The organism is Rhizobium vallis, from assembly GCF_003985155.1.
In the GTDB taxonomy this organism is placed as follows: Bacteria; Pseudomonadota; Alphaproteobacteria; order Rhizobiales; family Rhizobiaceae; genus Rhizobium; species Rhizobium vallis.
In genome coordinates, this window is sequence record NZ_ML133711.1 from 1 (window position 1) to 24,342 (window position 24,342).

The 24,342-nt window shown below is 56.8% G+C and carries 22 protein-coding genes and 2 pseudogenes; 2 read left to right on the plus strand and 22 right to left on the minus strand.

The features are described 5' to 3' along the window. Window positions 1–164: 164 nt before the first annotated feature. The 5 genes from tnpB (EFQ99_RS33360) to tnpA form a co-directional block, all read right to left on the minus strand. The gene (tnpB, locus tag EFQ99_RS33360) at window positions 165–383 is read right to left on the minus strand and encodes an IS66 family insertion sequence element accessory protein TnpB (RefSeq protein ID WP_208722852.1); all 219 of its coding nucleotides are present in this window, start codon (window positions 381–383) and stop codon (window positions 165–167) included. 7 nt (window positions 384–390) lie between these two features. Then, complete coding sequence (locus EFQ99_RS33365; protein ID WP_097603750.1) at window positions 391–2,481, minus strand: recombinase family protein; 2,091 nt, start codon at window positions 2,479–2,481, stop codon at window positions 391–393. Beyond that, on the minus strand, window positions 2,459–2,647 hold the full coding sequence (locus tag EFQ99_RS35400; RefSeq protein ID WP_170967886.1) for a hypothetical protein: 189 nt from the start codon (window positions 2,645–2,647) through the stop codon (window positions 2,459–2,461). The genes EFQ99_RS33365 and EFQ99_RS35400 overlap by 23 nt, the downstream gene beginning before the upstream one ends. Before the next feature lie 188 nt (window positions 2,648–2,835). Next, entirely contained in the window at window positions 2,836–3,120 is a 285-nt protein-coding gene (tnpB, locus tag EFQ99_RS33375) for an IS66 family insertion sequence element accessory protein TnpB (protein ID WP_126925188.1), read from the minus strand. Then, window positions 3,117–3,524: an IS66-like element accessory protein TnpA gene (gene tnpA, locus EFQ99_RS33380; RefSeq protein WP_126925190.1), complete on the minus strand. Its 408-nt coding sequence runs from the start codon at window positions 3,522–3,524 to the stop codon at window positions 3,117–3,119. The genes tnpB (EFQ99_RS33375) and tnpA overlap by 4 nt, the downstream gene beginning before the upstream one ends. A gap of 187 nt (window positions 3,525–3,711) precedes the next feature. On the opposite strand from tnpA, the gene EFQ99_RS33385 reads away from it, so the two are divergent. Beyond that, on the plus strand, window positions 3,712–3,924 hold the full coding sequence (locus tag EFQ99_RS33385) for a hypothetical protein (protein ID WP_016737422.1): 213 nt from the start codon (window positions 3,712–3,714) through the stop codon (window positions 3,922–3,924). Between the two features lie 65 nt (window positions 3,925–3,989). On the opposite strand, the gene EFQ99_RS33390 is transcribed toward EFQ99_RS33385, so the two are convergent. From EFQ99_RS33390 to EFQ99_RS33440, 11 genes are all read right to left on the minus strand, one after another. Next, complete coding sequence (locus EFQ99_RS33390) at window positions 3,990–4,175, minus strand: hypothetical protein (RefSeq protein ID WP_004668636.1); 186 nt, start codon at window positions 4,173–4,175, stop codon at window positions 3,990–3,992. A gap of 284 nt (window positions 4,176–4,459) precedes the next feature. Continuing rightward, window positions 4,460–5,947: an NAD-dependent succinate-semialdehyde dehydrogenase gene (locus EFQ99_RS33395; protein WP_008534338.1), complete on the minus strand. Its 1,488-nt coding sequence runs from the start codon at window positions 5,945–5,947 to the stop codon at window positions 4,460–4,462. Window positions 5,948–5,970: 23 nt separating this feature from the next. Then, the gene (locus EFQ99_RS33400) at window positions 5,971–6,990 is read right to left on the minus strand and encodes an ABC transporter permease (protein WP_004668632.1); all 1,020 of its coding nucleotides are present in this window, start codon (window positions 6,988–6,990) and stop codon (window positions 5,971–5,973) included. Window positions 6,991–7,001: 11 nt separating this feature from the next. Next, the gene (locus tag EFQ99_RS33405; RefSeq protein ID WP_008534336.1) at window positions 7,002–7,976 is read right to left on the minus strand and encodes an ABC transporter permease; all 975 of its coding nucleotides are present in this window, start codon (window positions 7,974–7,976) and stop codon (window positions 7,002–7,004) included. Beyond that, a complete protein-coding gene (locus tag EFQ99_RS33410; protein WP_004668627.1) occupies window positions 7,973–9,526 on the minus strand; it encodes a sugar ABC transporter ATP-binding protein in 1,554 nt (517 codons plus the stop codon). Before EFQ99_RS33410 ends, EFQ99_RS33405 begins: the two co-directional genes overlap by 4 nt. A gap of 91 nt (window positions 9,527–9,617) precedes the next feature. After that, window positions 9,618–10,784, minus strand: coding sequence for an ABC transporter substrate-binding protein (locus EFQ99_RS33415; RefSeq protein ID WP_004668626.1), 1,167 nt, complete (start codon window positions 10,782–10,784; stop codon window positions 9,618–9,620). Between the two features lie 25 nt (window positions 10,785–10,809). Beyond that, on the minus strand, window positions 10,810–11,706 hold the full coding sequence (locus tag EFQ99_RS33420) for an alpha/beta fold hydrolase (protein WP_004668623.1): 897 nt from the start codon (window positions 11,704–11,706) through the stop codon (window positions 10,810–10,812). Beyond that, window positions 11,703–12,086 (minus strand): hypothetical protein, encoded by a 384-nt coding sequence (locus EFQ99_RS33425; RefSeq protein WP_004668622.1) that lies wholly within the window; start codon window positions 12,084–12,086, stop codon window positions 11,703–11,705. Before EFQ99_RS33425 ends, EFQ99_RS33420 begins: the two co-directional genes overlap by 4 nt. 77 nt (window positions 12,087–12,163) lie before the next feature. Continuing rightward, the gene (locus EFQ99_RS33430; RefSeq protein ID WP_170967874.1) at window positions 12,164–12,592 is read right to left on the minus strand and encodes a carboxymuconolactone decarboxylase family protein; all 429 of its coding nucleotides are present in this window, start codon (window positions 12,590–12,592) and stop codon (window positions 12,164–12,166) included. Between the two features lie 77 nt (window positions 12,593–12,669). Next, window positions 12,670–13,554 carry an NAD(P)-dependent oxidoreductase gene (locus EFQ99_RS33435; RefSeq protein WP_004668614.1) on the minus strand — a complete coding sequence of 295 codons (885 nt, stop codon included), beginning with the start codon at window positions 13,552–13,554 and terminating at the stop codon, window positions 12,670–12,672. Between the two features lie 314 nt (window positions 13,555–13,868). Continuing rightward, window positions 13,869–14,549 (minus strand): GntR family transcriptional regulator, encoded by a 681-nt coding sequence (locus EFQ99_RS33440; protein WP_004668612.1) that lies wholly within the window; start codon window positions 14,547–14,549, stop codon window positions 13,869–13,871. A 596-nt stretch (window positions 14,550–15,145) separates the two neighbouring features. On the opposite strand from EFQ99_RS33440, the gene EFQ99_RS33445 reads away from it, so the two are divergent. Further along, the gene (locus EFQ99_RS33445) at window positions 15,146–15,481 is read left to right on the plus strand and encodes a helix-turn-helix domain-containing protein (RefSeq protein WP_026188835.1); all 336 of its coding nucleotides are present in this window, start codon (window positions 15,146–15,148) and stop codon (window positions 15,479–15,481) included. Window positions 15,482–16,208: 727 nt separating this feature from the next. On the opposite strand, the gene EFQ99_RS33455 is transcribed toward EFQ99_RS33445, so the two are convergent. From EFQ99_RS33455 to EFQ99_RS33480, 6 genes and pseudogenes are all read right to left on the minus strand, one after another. Next, on the minus strand, window positions 16,209–18,599 hold the full coding sequence (locus EFQ99_RS33455) for a DUF3141 domain-containing protein (protein ID WP_011053336.1): 2,391 nt from the start codon (window positions 18,597–18,599) through the stop codon (window positions 16,209–16,211). A 402-nt stretch (window positions 18,600–19,001) separates the two neighbouring features. Next, a pseudogene (locus EFQ99_RS33460) lies at window positions 19,002–19,195 on the minus strand (IS21 family transposase); the annotation flags it as partial. Between the two features lie 65 nt (window positions 19,196–19,260). Continuing rightward, a complete protein-coding gene (locus EFQ99_RS33465) occupies window positions 19,261–20,790 on the minus strand; it encodes a zinc-binding metallopeptidase family protein (RefSeq protein ID WP_004668604.1) in 1,530 nt (509 codons plus the stop codon). A 472-nt stretch (window positions 20,791–21,262) separates the two neighbouring features. Beyond that, window positions 21,263–21,718: a hypothetical protein gene (locus EFQ99_RS33470; RefSeq protein ID WP_004668602.1), complete on the minus strand. Its 456-nt coding sequence runs from the start codon at window positions 21,716–21,718 to the stop codon at window positions 21,263–21,265. 31 nt (window positions 21,719–21,749) lie between these two features. Further along, on the minus strand, window positions 21,750–23,261 hold the full coding sequence (locus EFQ99_RS33475) for a tyrosinase family protein (RefSeq protein WP_004668600.1): 1,512 nt from the start codon (window positions 23,259–23,261) through the stop codon (window positions 21,750–21,752). 856 nt (window positions 23,262–24,117) lie between these two features. After that, window positions 24,118–24,342, minus strand: a pseudogene (locus EFQ99_RS33480) (transposase); the annotation flags it as partial.

A 24,342-nucleotide genomic window follows, 5' to 3' on the forward strand; every position in this document is an offset into this window, starting at 1 on the left:
GCTTCTGCCTTGGCGGTCGCTGCTTCTGCTTCGGCTGCGACACGTCGAGCGCGTTCCTGGGCCAGCAGTGCAAGCGCACTGGCAAGGTCGTCCGGAAGCTCTTCGGTCGCATTGCTCATGACAGGATGGAATCATATTCGACCCTGTCATTCCAGTGTTTTTGCCTATCCGGCCGACGTCGGCCGCCAGGTCTTTTGCGGCATCCGCCAGTCGATACCTTCCAACAGATAACCGAGCTGCGCAGGCGTGATCACCACCGTGCCATCGGCCGCTGATGGCCAGATGAAGCGGCCGCGCTCCAGCTTCTTCGTGAACAGGCAAGCGCCCTGGCCGTCATGCCAGATCACCTTGATCAGACCGCCACAGTGCGCTTCATAATGCATCCCTCCATCAAATTCCGGGCAACCGGACGACTTTATCGTATTGATAATCTTCATAAAACTTGGGGCGTCGATCGACGACACCCTGCACCCCTATCCGGACGGCTTCCGAGGTTAACGCATCTACCGGAACCATCCACGGCGAGCCGGGAAGGATTTGCGTTGCAGGAAGAATTCCTCTCTGCACCAGGCTTTTGGCCGATCCCACGCAAATACCGAGTTTCTCCGCCGCTTTCATCAAGCTGATCATCGGTATCTCCACTTTGGTGGCATCATATTCGGGAATTCCCAGACGCTCGCGCATGTCACGAACACGCACGGCCGTCCAGCTCTCGCCATCACCTGTCTTGCAAAGCATCCGATTGAGGGAGACCGCGAGTTCCCGATCTGGCCAATGTCCGCCCAGTTTGCGCAGTGCTTCGACGGCCGATGGTGCGAGCTCAGCAGGATATCTTCCGGTCTTGACGCGCGCCACACGCACCTCTGTGTGCCGACCTCCGGTCCAATGGATCAACAGCACCGCCTCGTTGGTCGCATCGTCGAGATCGCAAATAATCTCCTGAACCAGGATGTGAATGAGCCGCTGCTTTGTTCTCGTCTCAGTGGAGGGCGCATTCCAGACGGTCGGGAGATCCTGGGCAAGCTGCAGGAGTCGGCCACGATCGATGACGGGGCGCGCTGCTGACAGCGCGGACAGGTCCTTGATCTTGCGCTCAAGCACGCCCACTCGCTCCAGGGCATCATTCCATCGGGCCTCCAGTTCGCGTGCAACATGCCGCTTGGCCGGGTCCACAAGCTCATACCTGCGACTGGCCAACAGCGCTTCGTAGCGTGAGCCTTCGAGGTCCCGATCGAGTGCCGCAATGACATCTCTTCGGGACCGCTCGACTTGATCCGAGGCGAAGATTGCCGCTTCGACGGCACGATCAGACACCGCTTCCAGAATCTGGACCGCAACGGCGCGATCGACCCTGACGCCGCCAATGCCGATACAAAGGCCGACACCCACGTGTGCATCGTCGCCGCGGCACTGATAGCGATGCGCGTTGCCCTTCGCGCTGCCGTAGAAGACGCGCATCATTCGGCCACAGCGACCGCATCGCATCAGCCCGGTCAAAAGGGCACGACCGCCACGCGCTGACTTGCGATCGCAGTTCTTCTTCATGTGCGCGTTCTCGGCCAGGAGCTTGTGGTTCTCCTCGTATTCCCGCCAACTGATGTAACCTTGATGATTGTCGCGCAGCAACACGCTCCATTCATCCCGGGGTTTGCGCACCCCAGTGGCCTTGCGAGCGCGACCATCGATGATCCGCGTTCGCTGTGCGCGTCTTCCGAAGGCGTAGGCGCCCGCATAGAGTGGGTTGTGGAGGATCTGCATGACGCTGTGGTACGCCGGCGCTTTCCAGACGAGCTTGCAGACGTCGACATTGCGCAGAACGACCGGCATCTTGATATCGGCCGACCGCAGCCACAAAAAGACCTGTCGTCCACTTCCCAGCTCCCGGAATTTGGCAAAGACCAGCCTGATCGTCTCAGCCACATGTTCGTCCGGGTCGATCTCGATCTTGCCCACTTCGCTCCAGCACAAGCCCGGCGGCAACATGAACCGCAGTTCCCCGCGTCCTGCCTTGGAATCGCGTGCTGCGATGCCGCGCTGACGCATCAAGCTAAGCTCATACTCCGACATCGTGCCTTTCAATCCAAGCAGCAGACGATCGTTGACGAGCCGCGGGTCATAGGCACCATCCGGATCGATGACCAGCGTACCGGCAAGTGCGCAAAGGTCGATCAGATGATGCCAGTCCCTGCCATTGCGCGCCAGGCGGGATGCCTCGATGCAATAGACCGCTCCCACATCGCCGGAGCAGACCTGTGCCACAAGCCGTTCGAATCCAGGCCGTTCCATGCTGCCTGAGCCGGAGCGGCCGAGATCGTCATCGATTGCGGTCACCGATGCAAAGCCGGTCGTTGCGGCAGCTCCAGCCAGATCATACTGCCGGCGCTGACTTTCCAGATTGCCGGTGACCTGAGTCATTGTGGACTGGCGGACATAGACCACAGCGGCGCGGCCAAGATGGTCAGGCGTGATCTTCGTGTTCATCAACGCCTCCCGTCTTCGTCATTCTGTTCGCGTCCAAAGCTTCCAGCAGAAGATCCGCCAGCGCTTCCACCAACCCTTTGACGTTCTTGACCGCCGGAACCTGAAGATTTTGGCGCTCCAACTGCAGAACGAGTTGGTCGCGATTTTGATGTCGCTTGCTTCGCATCATCCTTCTCCTTCTTCCTCGAAGGACGGGATTTTGCTCCTCTTGCGTGAGTCGCGCCGAACGATGCCAGCGCCGCTGCCAATTCGTTGAGACCGGCAATGCTGATCTCAGGCAGCCCTAGCGCCATGATAGTGCAATAGCTTTGATCGAACATCCAATTCGGCAACTCGCGGCACAGATCTGGACGCTCATCCGTGTAGATGCAGGTTAAACTTTTGCCACGCCTGAACGGTGAGACCTGCACTTTCTTCCCGAACAGCGGGTGCCAAGGATAGGCAATCGTCGAATAACGGGAAACGTATGCAGAATGTCGGTAGTTGTCCACCGCGGCCGCGGAATACGAACAGGTGTCCACACATCGGGTCGCGCTTCAGCGCCTCCTGCACCATCAACGACAAACCGGGGAAGCCCTTTCGCATATCGGTGTGGCCTGTCGCCAGCCAGACCTTCACGCCACTCGGAACCGGAATCATCGCAGCCCCAGCACGCAATCGAGAATCCGGCCAAGGGCATCCGTATCGATGTCGCTATCCACGCGCACGCGCCGACCCCGTCCAAGCTCGATTGTCACATTGCTACGCTTCCGACGAGGGTGGGATGTGGTGGGCGATTCCGGTTGAACGGGAGAGACTGTCGAAGCGGCCTCGGATACGATCACCGGCACCAAAGTCGCCGTATCAGACCTTGGCTCCTCGATCCGGCAAAGCTCTTTGCGCCAACGGAACAACTGGCTGACATGGATGCCGGCCGCGCGGGCAATCTCGGAGATGACCGCGTCTGGCTCAAAGCACGCAGCGACAAGGCGCTCTTTATCTTCGCGTGACCAGCGCCGACGGCGCTCTACAGACGTGATCACCTCAATTGGATGCTTCGTCATATGACCACTCCTAGTGTTACCACTAGGACTGGCAGTCAGAAGCCCTCTATCGCAAGACGGCCTTCACCGTGGGCTTACCAAGATCTGGAATCGGCGGTCAGTGATCGGATCGCGCAGATGGTGGTCAAGCAGATGATTGATCCGGAATCCGACATCAAAGCTGTTCGACAATCTTCCGCATGATCTCTTGCTGAAGACGGTCAGAAAAGACGTTAAATGCAACTGGGCTCTGCTCTACATCGAAAGATGGTTGACCGCGCCTATGGAAAAGAACGGAGAAGTCATTGAGCGGATGCGTGGTACCCCGCAAGGGGGCGTGGTCAGCCCGATCCTATCGAATCTCTTCCTGCATTACGCGTTTGACGTCTGGATGACCCGGACGCATCCGGATCTACCATAAAGGCCTGGCGCCGGCGAAGATCGGCGGCTACGTCAAACCGACACTGAGGGTGCGGCCGCCGACAACTACACCTTGACGCGTCGCTGGTTGACGCGAATGGCTTTCGCTTGACCCTCCACGCTGGCACGTGCAGCATCGTCGGCCTGATCGATTTCAGGACGAACGCGTGCATCGATCGGGTGGTGATCATGCTCCTGCTCAGGACTCCGATACGTTGAAACGACAACGCCACGGTGCAACAGCTCGTTCATGTCGTGTTACCTCTTCGAAGGCTACAAGCTATCTGGGAAAGACTTACCTTGTAGGGCATTGGCGGAAGGATCGACAATCGAAAAGACAGGCAGAAATCTCGTCTGCAAGGCCGGCCCCAGAAGGGGTCGGAAGGGAAGATCCGTAGGACAGCTCCCGCGAAACCTCTAGAAAAGTCCAGCCTTTTGAGACCTCGCAACCGGCGGAGAGGATGTTGCTGTCCTGCCTCTATTCAACAGACCTCTCCCCCTTTAAGTTCAGTCGGCGAGCGACCCTTGGGCGATCGCTATGCGCCGATCCCGCCCATGCAGACGTATTTCATGGATAAGAAGTCATCCATTCCGTACTTTGAGCCCTCTCGGCCGAAGCCGGATTGCTTGACGCCGCCGAATGGCGCTAATTCGGTGGAAATCAGACCCGTGTTCACGCCAACCATGCCGTATTCCAGCGCCTCTGTGACCTTCCAAACGTTCCTGAGGTCGTTGGCGAAAAAGTAGGCTGCCAAGCCGAATTCCGTATCGTTCGCGAGTTCGATGACTTCCTCGACAGTATCGAACTTGAACACCGGAGCCAGAGGCGCGAAGGTTTCCTCACGCGCAACCTTCATATCCTTTGTGGCACCCGAGAGAAGCGTTGGTTGGACGAACGTGCCTCCGCGAGCATCGCGGTCACCACCAACCACGACAGTCGCACCCTTGGTCACAGCGTCATCGATATGACCATAGAGCTTTGCTACCGCTTCATCGTTGATCAACGGGCCGATCGTCGCCCCGCTCTCAAACCCGTCAAGAACCTGCAAGGCACTCACGCGCATTGCCAGCTTCTCGACGAACCTGTCATGGATCCCGCTCTGTACGTAAATACGGTTCGCGCACACGCAGGTTTGACCCGCGTTACGAAACTTAGAAAGCATAGCCCCCTCGACCGCCTGGTCGAGATCTGCATCGTCGAAAACGATAAACGGCGCATTGCCGCCGAGTTCCAGGCTCAGCTTCATGATCTTCTGGGCGCCTTGCGCCATCAAGATACGGCCAACTTCGGTCGAACCGGTGAAGGTCAGTTTCTTGACGACCGGGTTGGAGCAGACCTCCTCGCCAAACATTCTTGCATTATCCGTCGGGAGGACGCTGAACAAGCCATCGGGTATTCCGGCACGCTCCGCGAGGATCGCCAATGCAAGCGCCGATAACGGAGTCTCGGCAGCAGGCTTGAATACGATCGCGCAGCCGGACGCGAGCGCCGGCGCGATCTTGCGGCACACCATCGCCGACGGAAAGTTCCAAGGAGCGATGGCGGCCACAACGCCAACCGGCTGCTTGATGACAAGCAGTCGCTTGTCGGCCTGGTGACCTGGAATGGTGTCACCATAGACACGCTTGGCTTCCTCACCGAACCATTCGATGTAGGAAGCGCCGTAAGCAATCTCGCCACGCGCTTCCGCCAGTGGCTTGCCCATTTCCGATGTCAGAATTACGGCCAGGTCTTCAGCGTTAGCTACCACCTCTTCGTAGAACTTCCGCATGATCAGCGAGCGTTCCTTCGCCGAAACCTTAGCCCACTTCTTCTGTGCAGCCTTTGCAGCATCGATAGAGGCTCGCACTTCAGCAAGGCCAGCGCTAGGCAAAGAGGCAAGGACGTCCATCGTGGAGGGGTTTAGCACGTTGATGCGTGTGCCGTTTACCCCTTCGCTCGACCACTTTCCTCCAACCAGCATCTGCTCGCGAACGAGAGTCTGGTCCTTTAAACGGCCTAGCAGGGTGCTGGAGATTGCCATGGATCTTCCTTTCTATGCATTGATCATATCTGATTTCGAATGTGTGGTGACCGTGCGTATATCGCGACCATCGGAACGATGAGCAGACCGACGACAGCCTGCTGCGCCGGAAAGTTCAGTCCGAGGCCAACTAGAAGCGAGGTCAGTACAGTCAGGACAAGAACACCGAGCACTGTCGCGCCATAGCCGCCCGCCCCACCAAGAAGCGACGTCCCTCCAATCACCACCGCTGCTACGGTGGTGAAAAGATAAGGGTCGCCCACGCCGACGAAGCCACCACCGGAAAACCCTAGTAGCAGCATGCCCGTGATTGCAGACATGGCACCGCTGACGCTATGGATGACGGTCCAGACCTTGAATTCGGAGATTCCGAGGCGGGCGGCCGCCGTCCGGCTTCCGCCGACGGCGTAAATGCTGCGGCCAAACCAGGTGTTGTACATGAACCATCCAAGCGCGATGGCGACGATAGCCCAGATCACGATGACCGGAGGCAGCGACAGGCCGAAAAACTTTCCGTTGAACGCCGAAATGTTCCTCAGCCATTCGGGTACCGGAGCAAACACTGTACCACCAAACGCCGAGCCGAGTGAGGTGTAGATCTGGACCGCACCGACGGCCGCGAAGCCAACTCCGAGCGACATGATCAGCGCTTGCCCTTGGAGACGGAAGCTCAGGGCGCCATTGGCGGCCCCGACAAGCGCACCGAGGAGCATGACAACCAGCATCGCGAGGGGAGCGGGAATACCTGCGACCATAAGGCTGGGAAGGAGGATGTTCGCGCCTCCAATAATATATGGTATCGAAAGATCGAGCGCACCGACCAGAGCGCACAGGGTCTGGCCAATGGAGGCAAGCCCCAGAAACGCTGCGAGAAGAAGGATTGAACGCGCGTTTTGGGATGATACGAAGCCGGGGACCAGCAATGCACCGAGTGCTAAGAGAGAGGCCAGAAGAACAAAGCCAATGACGATGCTCCGATGAGCCTTGAGCGGGTTAGACTTCTGAGCCGATTTGATTTCGGAATTCATAACTGTCGCGACCATTATCTTGCTCCTTACACAACCGCGCGGCGACTGATGACAAAGACGTTCACGAGAAGTGATCCGACGAGGATTAAGCCGAATGCCATCTGGGTAACGAACCCCGAAACCGTGCCGAAGTTGAAGGTGGAGAGGAGATAGGAGATGAGGAACATGTTGATCGCGCCAAGCGTAGATCCAAGTGCTCCACCACGACCACCGGAGAGGCTCGCACCTCCGAGAACCAGGGCCGTAACAGCCTGAAGGGTGTAGGTGCTGCCCTGCGTCGGATCACCAGAGGAGATCAGCGCCGTGTAGCTGAGGGCGGCAAGTCCAGCGAATGCTCCACCAACAACGTGGGCGATGATGCGGACTGCGTCCACTCGAACGCCGCTCGTATACGCCATGCGCTCATCCGCACCCGTCATGCGAAGGTTGCGGTAAAACATAGTCCCCCTGAGAAGGAGCCATAATGCATACGCTGCAACCAGCAACAGCAAAACAGGTGACATGATGTCGGTCCCCGCCCCCCAGCTAAGCATCCAGTCGGGCGCGACTCCACCCGGTCGGGACATCACCATCAGGTTCAACCCGGAGAGGACAAGAAAACCCGACAGCGTAACGATTATCGGAGCGACACGCACATAAATGATAACCAGCGCCTGGAGTAGCTGGAATGCCGCTCCCAGGCCGACTGCCCATACTATCACTGCGATAGGGTTGGTAATTCCGTTACCCACAAGCCAGGTAATAAGGGTAACGTTGATGAACCCCATCAAGGGGCCAACTGAAAGGTCCACTGCTCCACGACCCGCCATGACAATGGGGGTGAGGGCAAGCGCCGTTAGAATCAAGGGCGTGGCGACAAGGATTGCACCTGCGAGGCCGTTGTTCGTGAATAGCCCGTGTCCGCGTAGGGCAACGGCGACCAAAAGGACAATGAATAGGCCGGCCGGCACGAAGAGGGAACGGTCCTGGGTGATTTGACGGAATGCGATTCCAGACATCATGCAGTCCTTTCCAGATCGAACTCGATGGAGGCGTTTGGCGATTTTCCAAACATTGCGGCCAAGATTGGCTCTTCCGCTATGTCCTCGCCTGCTAGCGACCGGAAAAGCCTTCCAGCAAAGAAGACGTCGACGCGGTCCGCAAAGCCGATGAACTCTTCGATTTCGCTTGATAGATAAATCACGCTGCCACCCTTCTCCGTGAACAGGCGCAGTTCGCGGTAGAGATCGCGCTTCGTTCCGAGGTCGACACCGCGAGCGGGATCGTTAAGGACGATGACGGACGGTTCGTTTGCAAAGGCACGGCCGATCAAAACTTTTTGCTGATTTCCGCCCGACAGTGAGGTGATCTTGTTCGCCGGACTTCCAATCTTAATCCGGAGCCGATCCACCTCGCGTTTGAACATGGGTTTGAGGCCGGCCTTATTGATTATACCAAGAGGACCGAGGTTCTTTCGATAGACGCCGATGGCAAGATTTTCGAAGATGCTCTGCTGAGGGAAGATACCTTCACGCTTGCGGTCGCCGGAAATATACGAGATTCCTGCTTTGGTAGCGTCTTCGAGCGATGCGACCTTTTTCATTCTCTCGGTGCTGGATGACCAGACTTGGACATTACCACCAAAAGGCTGGATGATACCCGCAACGGCGCGTACGAAAGCGTCCTGCCCCTGCCCGTCGAGTCCTGCAACACCGATGATCGCTCCTTTCGGTAGATCGAAATCGAAGGGCGCTGCCGCGCTGTGAGTAACGAGGTCTCTTACCGCTACCACGGCCGGCGCGGCGGCGCCTACTTGCTTTGATTCGTACGCCTTCGCGTCGCTTGCGTTTCGGTCCGCGGGCGTCATCATTGAAAGCAGGTTCTCTTCAGTTATTTCATGCTTCTCGAGCGTACCAATGGTGACGCCGTCGCGAAGGATCGTGGCTCGATCGGCGATGCGGACAAGTTCAGCGATCCGATGCGTTACGATCAGCACGGTCGCACCTTCCCTACGGAGACGATCAATTTCCTCGTGGAGGCGGATCGTGGAATCGAGGTCTAATGCCGCAGACGATTCATCGAGGATGAGGACCTTCGGCCTGCGCAAGACCGCTCGCGCAATAACTATCCATTGCTTGACGCTCAGAGGCAATGCCCCAACGTTCTGATCGAGATCCACGGGCTTGCCGACGAGGCGTTTCAGGATCTCCTCAGCCTCGGTACGCCGACCACTGCCGCCCTGCGAGCGGAAGATGCCGTCGCGCCCGACATACAGGTTTTCCAATACACTGGCCTCGTCGGCCACCAGCACTTCCTGGAAGATCGTTGTCAGCCCGATGCGCTTGGCGTCAGTCGGAGTCGAAATCTCTTCTCCAAGGACCGAAACGCTCCCGGAATCTGGGTGCAACACTCCAGACATGATCTTCGCCATCGTGCTTTTGCCACTTCCATTCTCTCCGACGATGGCGTGCACTTCTCCGGCCCGGGCTTCAAAATCACACTTCTTTAAGGCCTTAGTCTCGCCGAAAGACTTGGCAACATTGATCAACTTGATCGTAGTTTGGTTTTGCATCGGAGATCCTCTAATCCCAACGGCCGCGCGAGGCGGTCCTCCCACAAGAGAAACTTCTGTCCGGTGGCAAGACCCACCGGGCAGAACAGTTTCACTTCGACACAGGCTTCCAGGGATTAGCCGGGCGTTCGAAGTAGTCTGCAGCAATCGCAGCAGGAAACCACCCGTCCGCCTTGGGCTCCACGAAGTCTGTCGAGTTCAAGTCGCAATCTTCTGGTATTGCCGCGCGGACTTCATCGATGGTGTAAGGCAAGACGGGTCGAAGGAAGGACTGAACCTTAGGGCCTTGTCCCTCCAATGTGCGGAGCATGATCTCCCACATCTGTTGCATCTCGCGACGCGGCGGCCAAATATGGAAACTCCTGTCCACAAACTCGGGGTTCTTGCGCCAGTAGCACGCGGCGGAAGCTTCCCCCCCGAGAGTAATCGGGATCATGTCTCGACCTGACTGCAGCATTGCGTTGAGAACGCCGTTCTCTTGGGCCCCCTGCGTGAGGATCCCATCAATCTTCGTCGGGTTCGTCGCAAGAAACTTCTGAACTTCGACCTGGGCCACCTGGTCGGTCCACTTCCCTGCAACTTCACCGACGATCTTTATGTCGGGGTACTTAGCAAGTGCTTCCTTAGCCGCTTTGTCAAAGCTGTCCGAAGAAGCGAAACCGGGAATACCAGAAACGAGAAGGATATTGCCCTTCTTTCCTATTTTTTCCGCCAGCCACGTCGCCATCTCGGCACCGCCCTGCGCGTGATTGGCCGCGCCATTGATGGCGTATGGCGACGTCACGTAGCCCGAAAATGAGAACACCGGCACACCGGCTTTGTAGGCATATTCGATCGTCTGATTAAGAGCCGTGACGTTCGAGCAGCAGATGATGATTGCATCGACGCCTTCGTCCACCATTTGACGCATCTGCTGGATCTGAACGGCGTCTTTAAGATCCGACTGGGTGACCACGACATCAGACACCAGGCCCGCAGCCTTTGATCGCGGTAAAAGATCGCTCATGACCGCATCGAGAGCTGCGGCTCGCCAGGTGTTGCCAGCGTAGCTGCTTGCATAGCCGATCTTCCACGGAGGACCCTTTTTGGGCTTGAAGTCTTTGTAGGCGCTCGCCCCCAATGGAATCTGCGGATCTACAGTTTCATAGATCTTCTTTTCTGTAGCCGGTAGCTGATCGACACCATCCGCGTAAGCGGTTGTCGCCAGGGCGCTAACCGAGATCAGCGCCCCAAGTGTGACATTCAGAATGCACCTCATTGAAGTTCTCCTCCCGAGAAAAGGATCAGGCAACCTTAGACCGGGCTGCTGATGACTGTTGGATCTCCTCAAGAATCGGCAACAGATACTTCCGGAACTCGCTATAGTCCTCAGTAACGGGAAAATGTCCGAGCTTTTCCATTGTCCAAAACTTGGAGCCTTTGACCAGGTCTGCAGCAATCTTGGTATCGGCCGGGGACGTGTTTGGATCGTATTCGCCCGTGAGGAAGTATAGCATACATTTCGACGTATCGATTTTGCTGGCTTCTTCTGGCGACACATCGTGGTCGTAGTAGTAGTAATAAAGATCACCCGCGAAGATTCCCGGTCCACCGCAGCTGTATTCCCACTGGATTTCACGGACATTCGCTTCTGGCGAGTACGGTGAGATATTCAGCATCATCGCCGCACCGATGGAGGTGCGATTGACGTTTGGATTGTCGAACTCCCTGCGGATGCCAGCCATACCGACGTCGACGTACTCCGCCGCCGAGCGCAACGCACCTTCGACCGAGATCGTGGCGCGGAAGTTGTCCGGATAGTTCGATGCCAGGTCGATCGCGAGATGGCCGCCCATGGAGCTGCCCAAATAAACGGGGCGGTCTAGGTCGAGCGCTTTTGAGAGTTCGAGCTGGAAGTCCATCATGAACTTCTTGGTCATGTTGTATTCCTTCTCCCACCAGCGAACGCCGTAGGGGGGAAGGGACTTGCCGTGATACGGCAGATCGAACGCGATGACGCGAAAATTTTTCGTCACGTCGGAATCGCAAAGCATATGACGGTATTGGCGACCGTCGGACCCTGCCGTATGACCGACGAGAAGCGGAATCCCCTGGCCCGCTTCTTCGTAATAGACGCGGTACTCGATACCTTCTACGGTGAGATAGAGATAACGGCCGATAATGGGGTCAAACTTGGTCATGCTGCTGCTCCTTCAGAACGGGCATTGCGCATCAGGGTGGTCATGCGGTTGAGAGCAGGCAGATACGCGAAGGTTTCGTTGTTACTGCTAAGGTAGAGGCCATGCTTGATGTTTGATGACTGCAAGCACTGATAAAACGGCAAGGGTTTGTGCTGAAGCAGCGCCTCCCACTGTGAACCGGTCCCGCGTATGACGATAGTGCACTTGTCGTCGTCGTATTCGGCCTCTTCCACCTTTAGCAACGTACCGTCCTCGAAATGAAGCGCTACACTGCGGGTAGGGAAATCGCATTTTAATATACCGTTAAGATAACGAGTTTCGCGCTTGAACTCGAAATCCTCCCGCACGAATTCTATGAATTTCTTGAGATCTATCGCCATTTTAGGCTCCTCCCTTGTTGATAAGCGCTGAGAACTCCGCGCATGTTGTACATGCCCCCTCACGGGACAGCACATTCTCAAATGCCCATTTCGGTGAATACTTCCTGGGCATGCCTGAAACTGTCGATGCCTGCTGGCACACCAACGTAGATAGCCACCTGAAGGAAGATCTCCTGGATCTCCTGTTTCGTAACACCGTTGTTGATGGCGCCGCGGATGTGGCCTCTGAGCTCGTGCGGTCGGTTTAAAACCGCTATCATTCCAAGGTTGAGGATCGATCGAGCGCGACGGTCGAGGCCAGGTCGGTTCCAGATATTGTCCCAACAATACTCGGTGACGAGTTCCTGCATCGGCCAGGTGAAGTCGGTCGCCTTTCCGAGGGCCGCATCAACGTAAGCGTCCCCCATCACCTGCCGACGAGTAGCAAGTCCGCGCTTGAACTGCTCCGATGGAGCTGTTCGCTCGCCGGCCTTAGGCCCCTTATCTTTCCTGTCCAAAGTGGCCATTGGGTTTCGCTCCCTTCATCATATTTGACAGATTATCAGACAATTTTCAACTGTCAGTTTGGCGTAGTTTTTCGCGGTCAGGCCTGATCTTTCACGAACTGCGCAATTTTCGTATGGTCGACATCGGGGCCTAAAGCATGCCGAGCAGCATCCCAGGCATCAGCGGTACCGGCCAATGTCGGCAGCTGGAGATTGAGCGCCTTCGACAAGTCCGCTGCAATCCTAATGTCTTTCGCCATAAGCCCCAAAGCAAAACCAGAGCCAAAAGTCTCCGAGAGGATGAACTGCTTCATCTTCACTTCTGTTGCGTTGTTCTTGCCAGACGACGAGTTGAGAATATCGACGATCGTTCTAGGATCGAGACCAAACGTTCGGCCAAGAAGAACGCCTTCGATAGCTGCCAGAACCCCGGCTCCCGATACGAAATTGTTGATGGCTTTCATGGCGTGCCCTGAGCCGATCGGGCCTGTCCTAAAAATCTGGCCGCCCATGGCGCACAGGATGGGATCAGCTTGATCGATATCGTCAGAAGCACCGCCTGCCATGATAGTAAGAGAGCCTTCGACGGCTCGCTTCACTCCGCCTGACACGGGAGCATCGACCAGCCGCAAGCCCTTCTGATGCAAGCGTTCTGCGAGCTCACGAGTATCATTGGGCGCCGATGAGCTCATGTCGATGACAAGCGCGTCAGCACTCAGGGATTGCCAGGCCCCATCCTTGAAGAGCGCGTCTTGAACAACCTTGCCGTTGGGAAGCATGGTAACCGCAACATCGGCCCCATTGAATGCTTCCGCTACCGTCTCTGCCGGAACGCCGCCGACGGCCGCGAACCTTTCCCTAGCCTCGGCCGATAGATCAAAGCCAGTGACTTCGAATTGAGCCGACAACAGATGTTGTGCCATCGGCCCGCCCATTGCGCCGAGACCAATAAAGGCGACGCGCAGATTTTTTCGTGGTGACAACGTCCCGCTCCCGAATGTGAGGCAAGCACAATCAGCTACCTCCGTTAGTGAGGAGTAGTTAACGACCTATCAGACAATCTGTCAATCGGAAAATTCATGCTTGGGCCGGCCCTCCCTCGCTACGACGCCAATTTTGCCGTCGCTTCTTCAATCACCTCACTTAAAATGACCGTGCAAGCAGCACCCATCTTATCGTCCGATGGACACCAGAGAGGTTGTTGCGTTGTCAAAAGCACCGTGCCCTGAAGGATTTAATTACACCCGGCCACCTCCAGCATCAGACAATCTGTCAATTTTCGGAAAATCTTATGGCATCAGCCTGAGGTGTTGTTGCGCAGGTACTCGAGTGCGACTTTCGCAGCCATATCAATGTGGTGCTTACAAGCGGCCGCAGCCCTGGGTCCGTTGCGATTTTGGATCGCTTCGGCAATCTCTTTGATTTCTGCAATGCTATGTTTGAGGCGCCCCGGTTGTGTCATCGAAGTCATGCGCAGAAGATTGATCCGGTTGTGCAGCGATGTTAGCATTTGCCTGACGAAGACGTTTTTGCTGCCATCCATCAAGCAGTCATAGAAGGCGTTTTTGGCAGCGATGAGCCTGTGTCCCACGCCGCTTTCCGCCGACGCTTCGAATTCTCTAACGGCATCTTGCAAAGTGGCAATATCTTCCGCCGTTCCATTTTCGGCGAACTGCTGACCAGCAAACCCCTCGAGCAGCGCGCGGACGGTGTAGAGCTGAGCGGCCTCCTCATAGGTTATGATACTGACAACTGGACCCTTGTGGGGGAAGCTTGTGATCAATCCCTCTGCCTCAAGCTGCCGAAGCGCTTCACGGACGGACGTGCGACCCACGCCGATCATTTCGCAAAGCTCGCGCTCGACGAGCCTTTGCCCCGGCTTGAACTTGCCCGTCGCAATAGCCTGTCTGAGCCTTTCTTCGACTTGCACTCGAAGAGAGGCATTTTGCCGAGCGACCTGCAGCTCCACATCTACCATGATCAATGTCCTACGTAGCACTAATGAATTTGAGCTAAATATATGGCTGCTTCGCGGGGAACTTTCAATCAGATTGTCTGATGAGCGGTCATTAGCAACTATTCTAGAGGATTGAGCCCGCTGTGTAGAGGTCGGCTTCCCGATCCATGAGGAACCGATCGGTTGGCGCGCCATAAGTGGAAATTCTAGTCCAAATGGCCTAGTTCAATTGGTGTCCTGATGGCCGACAATGTCCGCCCGCCGATTTCTCAAAACCAGCCACGGTTGCGACCCTGATCGACGAGGTGTCCACGGTCACCGACACCACCGCATCTTCCAGGAGCACCCGTTCGACTAAGGGCCGGGTGCAGCTTGGCAATCGGCAAAAGCCGCATCAGCAGACGATAGTGGTTCCGATCGCGCTTCCAGTCCGGAGGCGGCATCGATCTTGAGCACCTCAAGATCCGCCATCTTTCTTCGCCTGCCAGCCTGGCTCGTACTTGCGCTATCGCTCCCGCGATTCCCATTCTAACCACTTTTCTCTCTGACCATCTCTCTTGAAAAATTGTAACCTTCGTGCTACATATCTAGTGCAATCTGTAGTGCGAAGGTGACAAATTCCGACACCTCACAACGCTCCGGCCGCTGTGCGGCGCGCGCTGCGCAAACTGGGCGCAGACATCCACGACGCACGTCGACGTCGCCGCCTGCCTATGGCGGTAGTAGCCGAACGTGCCTTCACCTCACGCTCAACGCTTCAAAAGATCGAGGCCGGCGACACCAATGTCAGCATCGGCATCTATGCAGGCGTCCTCCAGGCACTCGGCCTGCTAGATGGGCTGAGCCAAGTCGCCGACATCCGTAACGACAGCGTCGGCCAGTCTCTGGCCAATGCAGAGTTGCCCAAGCACGCTCACCCAAGGCGATCACCGGGATCGTCACGCGATGGCTGATTTCGAAGTTCATCTCGACCTTCACGGCCGCACACGTCCCATCTGGCCCGGAGCAATCGCGCCCGTGGTGCCGAAACAATCGTGTTTGAGTATGATCGTGCCTGGCTCGAGGACCCCGGCCGCTTCTCGCTGCAGCCCGCTCTAGCTCTGAGCTGGGGAGAAAAATCACGGCTTTCTGTGGCTCAATAAAGCCAGCTGGTCGTTGTCCCCTGCCTATGACCTCAATCCAGTGCCTACGGATGTCAAGGCGCGCGCGCTGACGACAAACATTGATCTTGATGAAGGCACCTGCTCCCTTGACCTGCTGGAAGAAGCTGCAGGGCTCTACGCCCTAACGCTCGCCGAGGCTCGCGCGATCATTAAGGAAGTCGCGACACCGCAAGGTGGCGCGAGACCGCAAGGTGGCGCGAGACCGCCAAGGCGGTCGGTGCGCGGTCAGCCGAGATCAACCGTATGGCCAGTGCGTTCGATCACGATGATTTGCAGCGAGCGCCAGCCCTATGACGAGAGCCTTCCTCCACAGTTTCAATCCGCCCTCTGCCGGCCCGATCACTGAACCGGATTACGGCATCGTTGCGTTGTAAAGGACGGATGTCCAATGGCAATTTTCCGATCTGCGGTCCTGGCTGAATTTGCGATGGAATTGTTTCAAGCGCCTCCGTGACCAACGAGCGAAAACCAATAATTATGTGATTCGGTGAGATCGAGACGCTACTCTACGAACAAACTATGTCACTGCCAGCGGATCCTCAATCACATCGACGATCGATGGCTGGCCAAGCACGTCCGCGAAGCGCTGTAGCATGGCAACAGTACTCGATGACATCTCCGCCCTGGAGCCCGGGATATAGCAAGCGGCTGCATAAGCGAGTTGCCGTTGCCTCGGTTCCGTTAGCAACAGCGGCAGCGTCTCCATTGCTTGCTCCGGCTCAAAGGTGACGATAGCCGTCTGCACGCGAGTGATTTCGGCCAAATGATCAGCGCTTAGTGAGCGGAAGGGCTCGTCCTCGGTCAGCACCCGTGACCAGCGCGCCAGGCGGTCGCGTCGGATCCCGCCACGATCGCTCACCAGGAGTACGACCATACGGATGATGGCATCGGCGAGTCCGCCGATCGCGATCCTCCTGAGCGCATTGGCGATGTCCGGCTGCCATCTCATATCGTCAAGTGTCGTCCCTTTGCGGTATGCTTCGTGGGGATTGTCAAAATATCGCTGCCAAGGGTTGTTCCAGATCATGTGAAACGCGAGCTCATAACCCATGTCGCGCCAGTCGCGCATGACCACGATCGCCTGTTCGACAGCCTTGAAATAGAGCGCTTCCGCAGCCAGGAAAGGATTTTCCGCTGCTGCGTTCGCCCGGGAGTTCCGTACCTGCTCTGAAATTGACTTATAGCCAACCATGATCGGATTCTGAGAAGACAGAAGCGATCGCTCCAGCCGCTTTGGATGGAACATTCGGCTGGCGTCTGCTGAGATGTCTGTGACCGCGGCCTGCACAAAGGGGCGGGCAACTGTGTGATAGATCTGCGCTTGCAGTTCAGAGACGCGGGCGACGGCAGCGAAGGGACCTCCATCGTCATGGCCATCGTTAAACTCACGGATATTCTCGAAGGTGCGCTCGATCAGTTCAACACTATAGCTCTTGTGTCCAGCATCTTCTTGAATGTCCGTGATGCGCATCTCGTAAAGGCCAGGCAACAACGCCTCAATTGCCTCGAGCGTGCTTGCAACCTCATTGTATTCTTTGTTGATTACTCTCGAGGAAACGAATGTACCGAGGTGACCGACGTCGTTGTGTACCATATAAATAATGTGCTGGCCGAGAAGGCGGATTTCCTCCTCGTTGTCATAGATTTCGGGGATCCAATTCAGCGCCTGCTGCGGCGGCGTTACATTGTCGCCATGACTGGCAAATATGATAATAGGCGCCCTGATCTTCTTAAGGTCGAAATGCCGCCGGTCCGGCTCCCCATACGCCTTGTTGTGCGCCAGTCGATTACCAACAAAGAGGTGCTCAACTATCCAGCGGATCTCGTCTCCCCGCATCAGGCAGAAGCCGCCCCACCACTTCTCAGCCTTAAGGAAGGCTTCGCTCGCCGCATCCACATCTCGGAACAGTTCGACATACTTCATGAATAACTGGCGCTCGGGATTGAGCGTTTCGAAATTCTGTACGAGATGGGCGCCGTCGAAGATGCCTCCGCCCAGATCTGACAAAAACATGGTTATCCAAGCTCCCCCGAAGAGGCCCGCCATGTAGCGGAGGGTATTTTCACCGATATTTCCCGAGGTAGGTGTCACCGGCGATCCGTTGAGGATGATCGGGCCAGCTAAGTCGAGATTTGTCGCAACCATCAGAAGGGTAGCCCAGCCAGCTTGGCAGTTGCCGACTACGACTGGAAGGCGGGCAAGCGGATGCAGGCGCATGACCTCACGAACAAAGGCCGCTTCCGCATACGTGACATTAGAGAGATACTGCCCCCCCTCTGGCTCTCGGCGGAAGGACACCAAATAAACCGGGTGACCTTCCCGGAACGCTACGCCGACCTGGCTGTCTTCTTTGTGGCCACCGACGCCGGGACTATGTCCGGCGCGCGGGCAAATGATTATGAAGGGGCGCTTCGTGTCATCGACGTTAACACCTTGGGGCGGGATCATTCGAAGTAACACGTAATTGGATTTCAAGGGCAGATCGTTTCCATCCATAACTGTCTCGTAGTCGCAGAAGAAAACCGGCGGACAGCCTGCCGCTTCATGTTCGAGGAAGATGTCGCCGCGCTGTCGGAGAAGATCCATGCACAATATGGCGCGCTCACTAGCGTCGCGCAGGTATTCCGCCCAAGCGTAGCCCAAATTCCCATTGCCGTGCACCTCGCGTAGACTCTCGGCAAGACGTTCGGCCTCAGTAAAGAGCTTTCCCTGGCGGGTAGAGTGGCTGTCGCACATGACTTGCACGCGGCGCAATAAGGCAACCTGCAGAATTTTAGCGGTTTCAGCGCCCGCTTCCGCCAAGCGTTGGAACATCGGGAATAGACTTTGGGTCACTTGGCTCTCCAGTTCCGTGGATGGCGCTTCAATCCACCGGAGCGGGTTTAGAGATGTAAGAATATCCGCCATCGTTTCAACTCCTCTATGGTTATGATCCCGTACGCATACATACGTGCCAGATCGATCGTGCTTCCGTCTGGCGAGGTGCTCGGTAGGCAATGCCGACGCCTAGGAAAGCAGTTTGACGACTTCCGACCCCAACGAGTTACCGCCGCATTCATCCCCTGCAATGTCTATGCCAAGCACTGGGTCAGCCAGCTACGCCGGGAGAGGGGCAGCAAGCTCGTCGCCAGGGAATGCCACACAAAGTCTTCATTCAGCCTGGATCAGCAGTTTCTCCCAGCTCGTTGGAGACTATCGGAGGACAGGAGGTGATGGATTCGCCTGCGGTGTGGGATCCCACCAACTAGGATGTTTCAGCGGCCGTCCGCGTGGCTTTGGTTGGGGCTAAGGCTGGTGGTGGCATGGTTTATAGACGATGCCTTCTGTCTGACGCTCACCGATGACGGCAGTCTTCATCCGGTCGCAAAGCACTCCCGCGGAGCGCCGCCGAGAGCCTCGAAGGCCGCGATGTGGAAACGCAGGCCGGTCATCTCATGCATGACGAAGCGTGCCCAGATGGGACGGCTATGACCCGGCACTATCGTGAACTGCCAGATGATCCTCGGCGCCAGTTAAAGTGCCGATCGCGTGACACCGCCATTTTCGCTGGCGTTAGTGTTGGTCAGGTTTACAGCAGATCACCGATAACAGTGGACAGGTTAAACGGAACGATTCCGATCTCACCACGCGGCATCCTGTCGAGCAAGTCGACCGTGCGGGCAAAGGTTTCGACTTGCTGAAAGGCGTAATCAGGGTCGAGCCGGTCCAAGCCTCCGCCCGGCAAGACCTGGCAAAGATAGTCCGGTATCGGACAGCTTGATATCGTCGGAATTCCTGATGCGTATAATGGCTGTCCTTCGCCCAACATCACCTGCGCCGCCGCTGGGGCGACTATCAGCGCGCGTACCTTTTTGCGCCCGCGTGCGGCAGCGATGTACACGCCACTCATCGACTTATTACTGGTATAGATCAAATCGAGTTCCGGCTTCCCGGTGGGCGCGGGGTGCCCTTTTGCAAAGTCATCTCGCCACTCGGTACATCCAAGATGCTCAATCGTAGCTCCTGCAACGGCTTTAGCATGGCCGGGTTTGCCGTCCCACAATTCTGGATGCATTTCGAGCCAGGTCGCCGTCGCCTGATTCCCGTGGCGGCCGAACTGGGCAAGCTGGAAATGACCCGTGACGAGTACGAAGACGAGGCTTCGGTTGCGGGCAGATTTCGGTAGCGAGGAGAAATAATGCGCCAGAGCGAGTACCCCAGCACCGCCGTTCTCTTCGCACGCATTAGGTCCATCGGTGTGGGTGTTGATGATGATTGTCTCAAGCAGGTTGCAGCCCGGCAAAACCGCATAAATCGTATCGGTCGCAACGTCTTCCAACGTGCCATCCAAGGTCAGGCGACCGCTCAAACCGTGCTTGATCGCGGCTTTGATCCGCTCTCCTTCAGATTGCGCCACCCATATTGCAGGTAAGCCCCAATACGGTGTGGTGAATGGCAGCACCTGCCCCTTCAACTGCACTTCCGAGACGCCTTCGAAAATGCAAACGACGGCTAAAACCCCTGCTTCACGCGCCTTGTCGATCGGTACGCCAAGCAAACCGGTGATAAGCGGCGTGGTTACGGCTTTGGGAAAGTCTATGCCTTCCGGCAGGCTGCCGCGTCGATTGGTCACCAGTTCGAGGAATGCCGCCAGATCCCGACGCTTTACCGTCACCACCGCAATTTTGCCGCGGGCTTTCTCAAACGCCTGAACCCGACCGTTGAAAAGAACCATCTTACCCGAGATACCGCCGGGAGGTGTAAGCCCGGAATACGGGAACGGCGCCGCTACCTCAATTACTTCACCATTTGACAGTTTGAACGCGGTGGTTCGTGGCATCCACCGGCGCATCGTGAGTTGATCGCGCTTCACCTCAAGGCCCATCCCTCTCAACTCACCAGCAAGATAATCGATTGCCCGTGCTTGCGCCGGGCTGCCGGTCAATCGGGGGCCGAAACTGTTGAGCCTTTTGATCCAACTCCAAAGTTTCCGCTGATCAGGGAGTGCGGGGATGGACGGCTTTCGCTGCTCACTGAATCCGGTGCTGGGAAAAGCCGGGAATACGATCCCGGCGAGAAGAGCAGTGAGCCCAACAGTCGAAAAATCTCTTCGTTTCAAGACTAACCTCCGCGCCTCTCTATCACGATACCTATGGCCGCACGCCGCCCGTGTCCTTGCAAATCCAGTGCCATTAAAAGCACACGTCTAATCTTCAGTTTTGAATTGAACGCGCAGTCTGAATCGGTTTTGGACCGCGTGCGAAGTCAATGCAGCTTTCGGACAGACTCCGCGCAAGCATCTGAAGTGGTTGAAGAGTCACTTTACTGATCTAGGAACGCGTCGTTGGTTCAATGCCTTTAAGAGCGACTTTATCTTGAGCCTAGTCTCGGGTCGGCCAAAAACCTTTGCCTGCTTGCAGACGACCATCAGTCGCCGAATGCAGCGGCAAGACTGTAAACTGTTGACCACGATAGGCGCTGCGCGTTGGACCTTTGTCACAACAACCTATCAAAACCCTCTATTTTATCCGGCGGACTTTCATTGCCGCCAAGGTTCTGGAGCTAGCGGCAAATCAGCCCCGACTGCCAATCTATTCGATGCTTGCGTCGCTGATAGTGATGCTGGCGCCCGAACCGCCGCCTGTTTGAGGCTCCAGCCGGATAATGACGGTCTGTGGCTGACGGCAAGACGGGTCATCGGGCAAGGGAAACCCAAATCGTTGAGGCTTTGCCCCGTCCAATACCGAAAACGCCTTGTTCGGAAAAATACCAAACCTACCAATTTCGCGAACGTTACTGCCGCAGTCAAGCGAAACGACCGTCGTCACTGGTCCTGAAGTCGACGGTTCATAACCAGTGACAGTAAGGACGACCCGCGCACTGGTATCAGCCGATGAGTGGACTGCTCTGCTCGATATGGTTATCGTCGCGGGCTTACTGGTCGTTGCCCGCATGTCGCTCTCGTTAGCTTGAACCGGGCTGACGATGCGCAGCATCGATAATGCCGCCGCACGAATAGCGATAAGCACCCAACGATGATAGCGCATCGATGTCTCCACAACCCAGCCAGTCCGGATGTTAGGCGGACACTATGGCTATTTCTAGCTTTGCGGGCTCTACGGCGCCGGGTTTGCCCGCTCCCGATCCGACAGGAATGAGCTGCAGGTCGATGGCCTCGCCATCCGTCTGCCCCCTTCCGCCGTAAACCCGCTGGATCGCGTCCGTCAGATCGAGGACGAAGGATGGTTTGCGATGATGGTCGCCGTCATGACCGAGAACGGCGAAAGAACCGACGTAATGGGGATCGGTGACGGGCGTATCGGCCTTAAGGTCGTTCTTGCCGAGAAACACCCGAACGCTGGTCGTGCTGGCACTGGTGATCTCGACATCGCGCAGGAATGCCAGCACACGAGGAGCGGAGGCCGCCTGCTCCTGTGCCGCGCCGAAATCCATTGTATCCATGCCGGATGGCAGAGGCGGTTGGCGGACGATCTCCTGCAATGCGCCCGCCGGGATCTTGATCGGCAGCGAAAGCGGCACGTTTTCCGTTGCCGCCTTGCTGTTGTCCGTGGAGGTGGTCGTCACGCCGGCGACTGCAGCATCGGTCGCCGTCGCCGCGATCACGGACGTGAGTTTATCGTTCAGGGCCAGCGTTTTGGCGCTCGCCGCCGCGACCTTGAAGTAGGTCCGGAAACCATAATTGTATCCGAGTTCCTCTGGAACATAAAGGTCAGAGACCTTCGGGGACCAGAAGTTGCCGTCGACATCGTAAAAATTGTCGGTGAACGGCATGTCGGCCCAGAGCCGATCCGTGCTGTTGGCGTTGCGCAAATTCCACGTCGCCCAGATGCGGTCGATGTTGCAATGATGCATGAAGAAGATCGGATCGCGGGGCGACGACATTTCCGGCATCCAGCCACCGATATTGTTGTGCACCTGATTGTGCGGTGTGTATTCCAGCGTCCCCTGCGTGCCGCTGCTGGTGGTGACCCAGGAAGGATCGAGTGAGTTCTGTCCCTGGGGGCGGGTGGTGCCGAAGACCTCGTATGGCTTCGCCGTTAGGATGGTGTTGAGAACCTGTGGCCCAACTATATTGTCCGGCATCGGCTGCGTGATTGGCCAGGTGCGCGACGAAACATAAAGTGGATTGTCCTTGCCGTCGGGCGTCTTTTGCATTGTGAACACTTCGGGCAGGTACGGATTGTCGGTCCAGTCCCAGAACGGCATAGCGAAATCGTTGTTCTTGGTCACGTGCCGAACGATGCGCTCGTACATAGCCGTATAGGCCCTGTGCCACGGCAGGAAATACCAGTTGCCATGCGGGCAGTATTTGACGACGTCACCGCTGCCGTGAATTTTCGAGAGGTTGACCCAGTTGAATTTGTCGCTGGCGGGAAGGGCGTTGAGAAGGCGCACTGCGTCGCGATAGGTCTCGATGATCGGGTCGTTCCAGGCCAAGCCCTGCAGTGAGCGCCGCCAAGGGATTGACGGTATCTGCGCGAAGGCTTTTGTCCCCGGTAGGCCGCTGGCGAGCAGGCCTGCTGCAATGACGCCACCCTGAACGATGACATGTCTGCGTGTGATGCTCATCTTACTCTCCCTTGGATTTGAATTGTCCTTCGCCAAGATTAATGCCGCTTTTAGGACGGTTCCGCGCCGTCTGGGCGCGGGAGCAGTGGGCAATTCGCACCACCATAGAGCTTGCGTTGGCTCTTTCTGAGTTTCGGTGAATCGGCGGCACGAGAAATGAAGCAAGCGACGTGCCACTCGAAAATGCAGCGTAAAATGCGAGCTAAAAACGCTACTACCGATCGTCTTCCTGCATTCCAGTTGGAATCCAGATTCCGGAAAACTTAGTATCGCATTCCATGATCGTTCGAGCGACGGCTTGCCGACCAGCCACGGCAAGCACGTTCGGTTGCGAAAACCTCAAATGATCAAGCTGAAACAGTTGTTCAGACCGGTGAGAGGGCCCAAGATGCTGAAAACGCCCTGTGCGACGATAGAGAAGCACGCATCTCGAACAGGCTTTCGCTATCGGACCCCCAGCAATGACGGAGCCGTAGCCCGCTCGCTCTCAAATTCAAAACTGCGAAGCAGGCACCACTCCGTGGCTTGACGGTGCGTAGAGCAGAGCGGGACAAACCGATTGTCGTGATCTCGACAAATGCGACAAAGGGCGGCGGCTGTCCGACATTTGCGAGAATAGCGGCGGGATCTCCGCGCGGGAACAACGGGCTCACCAAGTGATCCCACTTTCAGTCCCATTGTGCCCACTCATTCGGGCTTACTGTCGGACCCTATCGAGACCTCGCCGCAGCTGCGAAGCCCCACTCATATCCGTTTGAATTTGGCATCAAGGCTTGACGCTTGCCGTCCACACGGGGCAATTCGGGCAGTGTATTAGCCTGCTGTCCCGCTCGTTTCCTGACCCGACATCACAGCGGGGCAGGCCGATTTGGGGATCATCGCTCATTTGGGCCATGGTCTCAAGCGTCATATACCTGGCGCGTTGAACGGCCCATTCATCATTCTGTTCGAGCAGCAATGCACCGACGAGACGGACGATGGCTTCGTCGTTCGGAAAGATGCCGACGACCTCGGTGCGTCGCTTGATTTCGCCGTTGAGACGCTCAATTGGATTCGTCGAGTGCAGCTTTGCCCGGTGCTC

Excerpts from the sequence above, each read along its gene's own strand:
- tnpB (WP_208722852.1), bottom strand. The coding sequence starts at position 383 with ATGCATTATGAAGCGCACTGTGGCGGTCTGATCAAGGTGATCTGGCAT.
- EFQ99_RS33365 (WP_097603750.1), bottom strand. The coding sequence starts at position 2,481 with ATGAACACGAAGATCACGCCTGACCATCTTGGCCGCGCCGCTGTGGTC.
- EFQ99_RS35400 (WP_170967886.1), bottom strand. The coding sequence starts at position 2,647 with ATGCGAAGCAAGCGACATCAAAATCGCGACCAACTCGTTCTGCAGTTG.
- tnpB (WP_126925188.1), bottom strand. The coding sequence starts at position 3,120 with ATGATTCCGGTTCCGAGTGGCGTGAAGGTCTGGCTGGCGACAGGCCAC.
- tnpA (WP_126925190.1), bottom strand. The coding sequence starts at position 3,524 with ATGACGAAGCATCCAATTGAGGTGATCACGTCTGTAGAGCGCCGTCGG.
- EFQ99_RS33390 (WP_004668636.1), bottom strand. The coding sequence starts at position 4,175 with ATGAACGAGCTGTTGCACCGTGGCGTTGTCGTTTCAACGTATCGGAGT.
- EFQ99_RS33395 (WP_008534338.1), bottom strand. The coding sequence starts at position 5,947 with ATGGCAATCTCCAGCACCCTGCTAGGCCGTTTAAAGGACCAGACTCTC.
- EFQ99_RS33400 (WP_004668632.1), bottom strand. The coding sequence starts at position 6,990 with ATGGTCGCGACAGTTATGAATTCCGAAATCAAATCGGCTCAGAAGTCT.
- EFQ99_RS33405 (WP_008534336.1), bottom strand. The coding sequence starts at position 7,976 with ATGATGTCTGGAATCGCATTCCGTCAAATCACCCAGGACCGTTCCCTC.
- EFQ99_RS33410 (WP_004668627.1), bottom strand. The coding sequence starts at position 9,526 with ATGCAAAACCAAACTACGATCAAGTTGATCAATGTTGCCAAGTCTTTC.
- EFQ99_RS33415 (WP_004668626.1), bottom strand. The coding sequence starts at position 10,784 with ATGAGGTGCATTCTGAATGTCACACTTGGGGCGCTGATCTCGGTTAGC.
- EFQ99_RS33420 (WP_004668623.1), bottom strand. The coding sequence starts at position 11,706 with ATGACCAAGTTTGACCCCATTATCGGCCGTTATCTCTATCTCACCGTA.
- EFQ99_RS33425 (WP_004668622.1), bottom strand. The coding sequence starts at position 12,086 with ATGGCGATAGATCTCAAGAAATTCATAGAATTCGTGCGGGAGGATTTC.
- EFQ99_RS33430 (WP_170967874.1), bottom strand. The coding sequence starts at position 12,592 with ATGGCCACTTTGGACAGGAAAGATAAGGGGCCTAAGGCCGGCGAGCGA.
- EFQ99_RS33440 (WP_004668612.1), bottom strand. The coding sequence starts at position 14,549 with ATGGTAGATGTGGAGCTGCAGGTCGCTCGGCAAAATGCCTCTCTTCGA.
- EFQ99_RS33455 (WP_011053336.1), bottom strand. The coding sequence starts at position 18,599 with ATGGCGGATATTCTTACATCTCTAAACCCGCTCCGGTGGATTGAAGCG.
- EFQ99_RS33470 (WP_004668602.1), bottom strand. The coding sequence starts at position 21,718 with ATGCGCTATCATCGTTGGGTGCTTATCGCTATTCGTGCGGCGGCATTA.
- EFQ99_RS33475 (WP_004668600.1), bottom strand. The coding sequence starts at position 23,261 with ATGAGCATCACACGCAGACATGTCATCGTTCAGGGTGGCGTCATTGCA.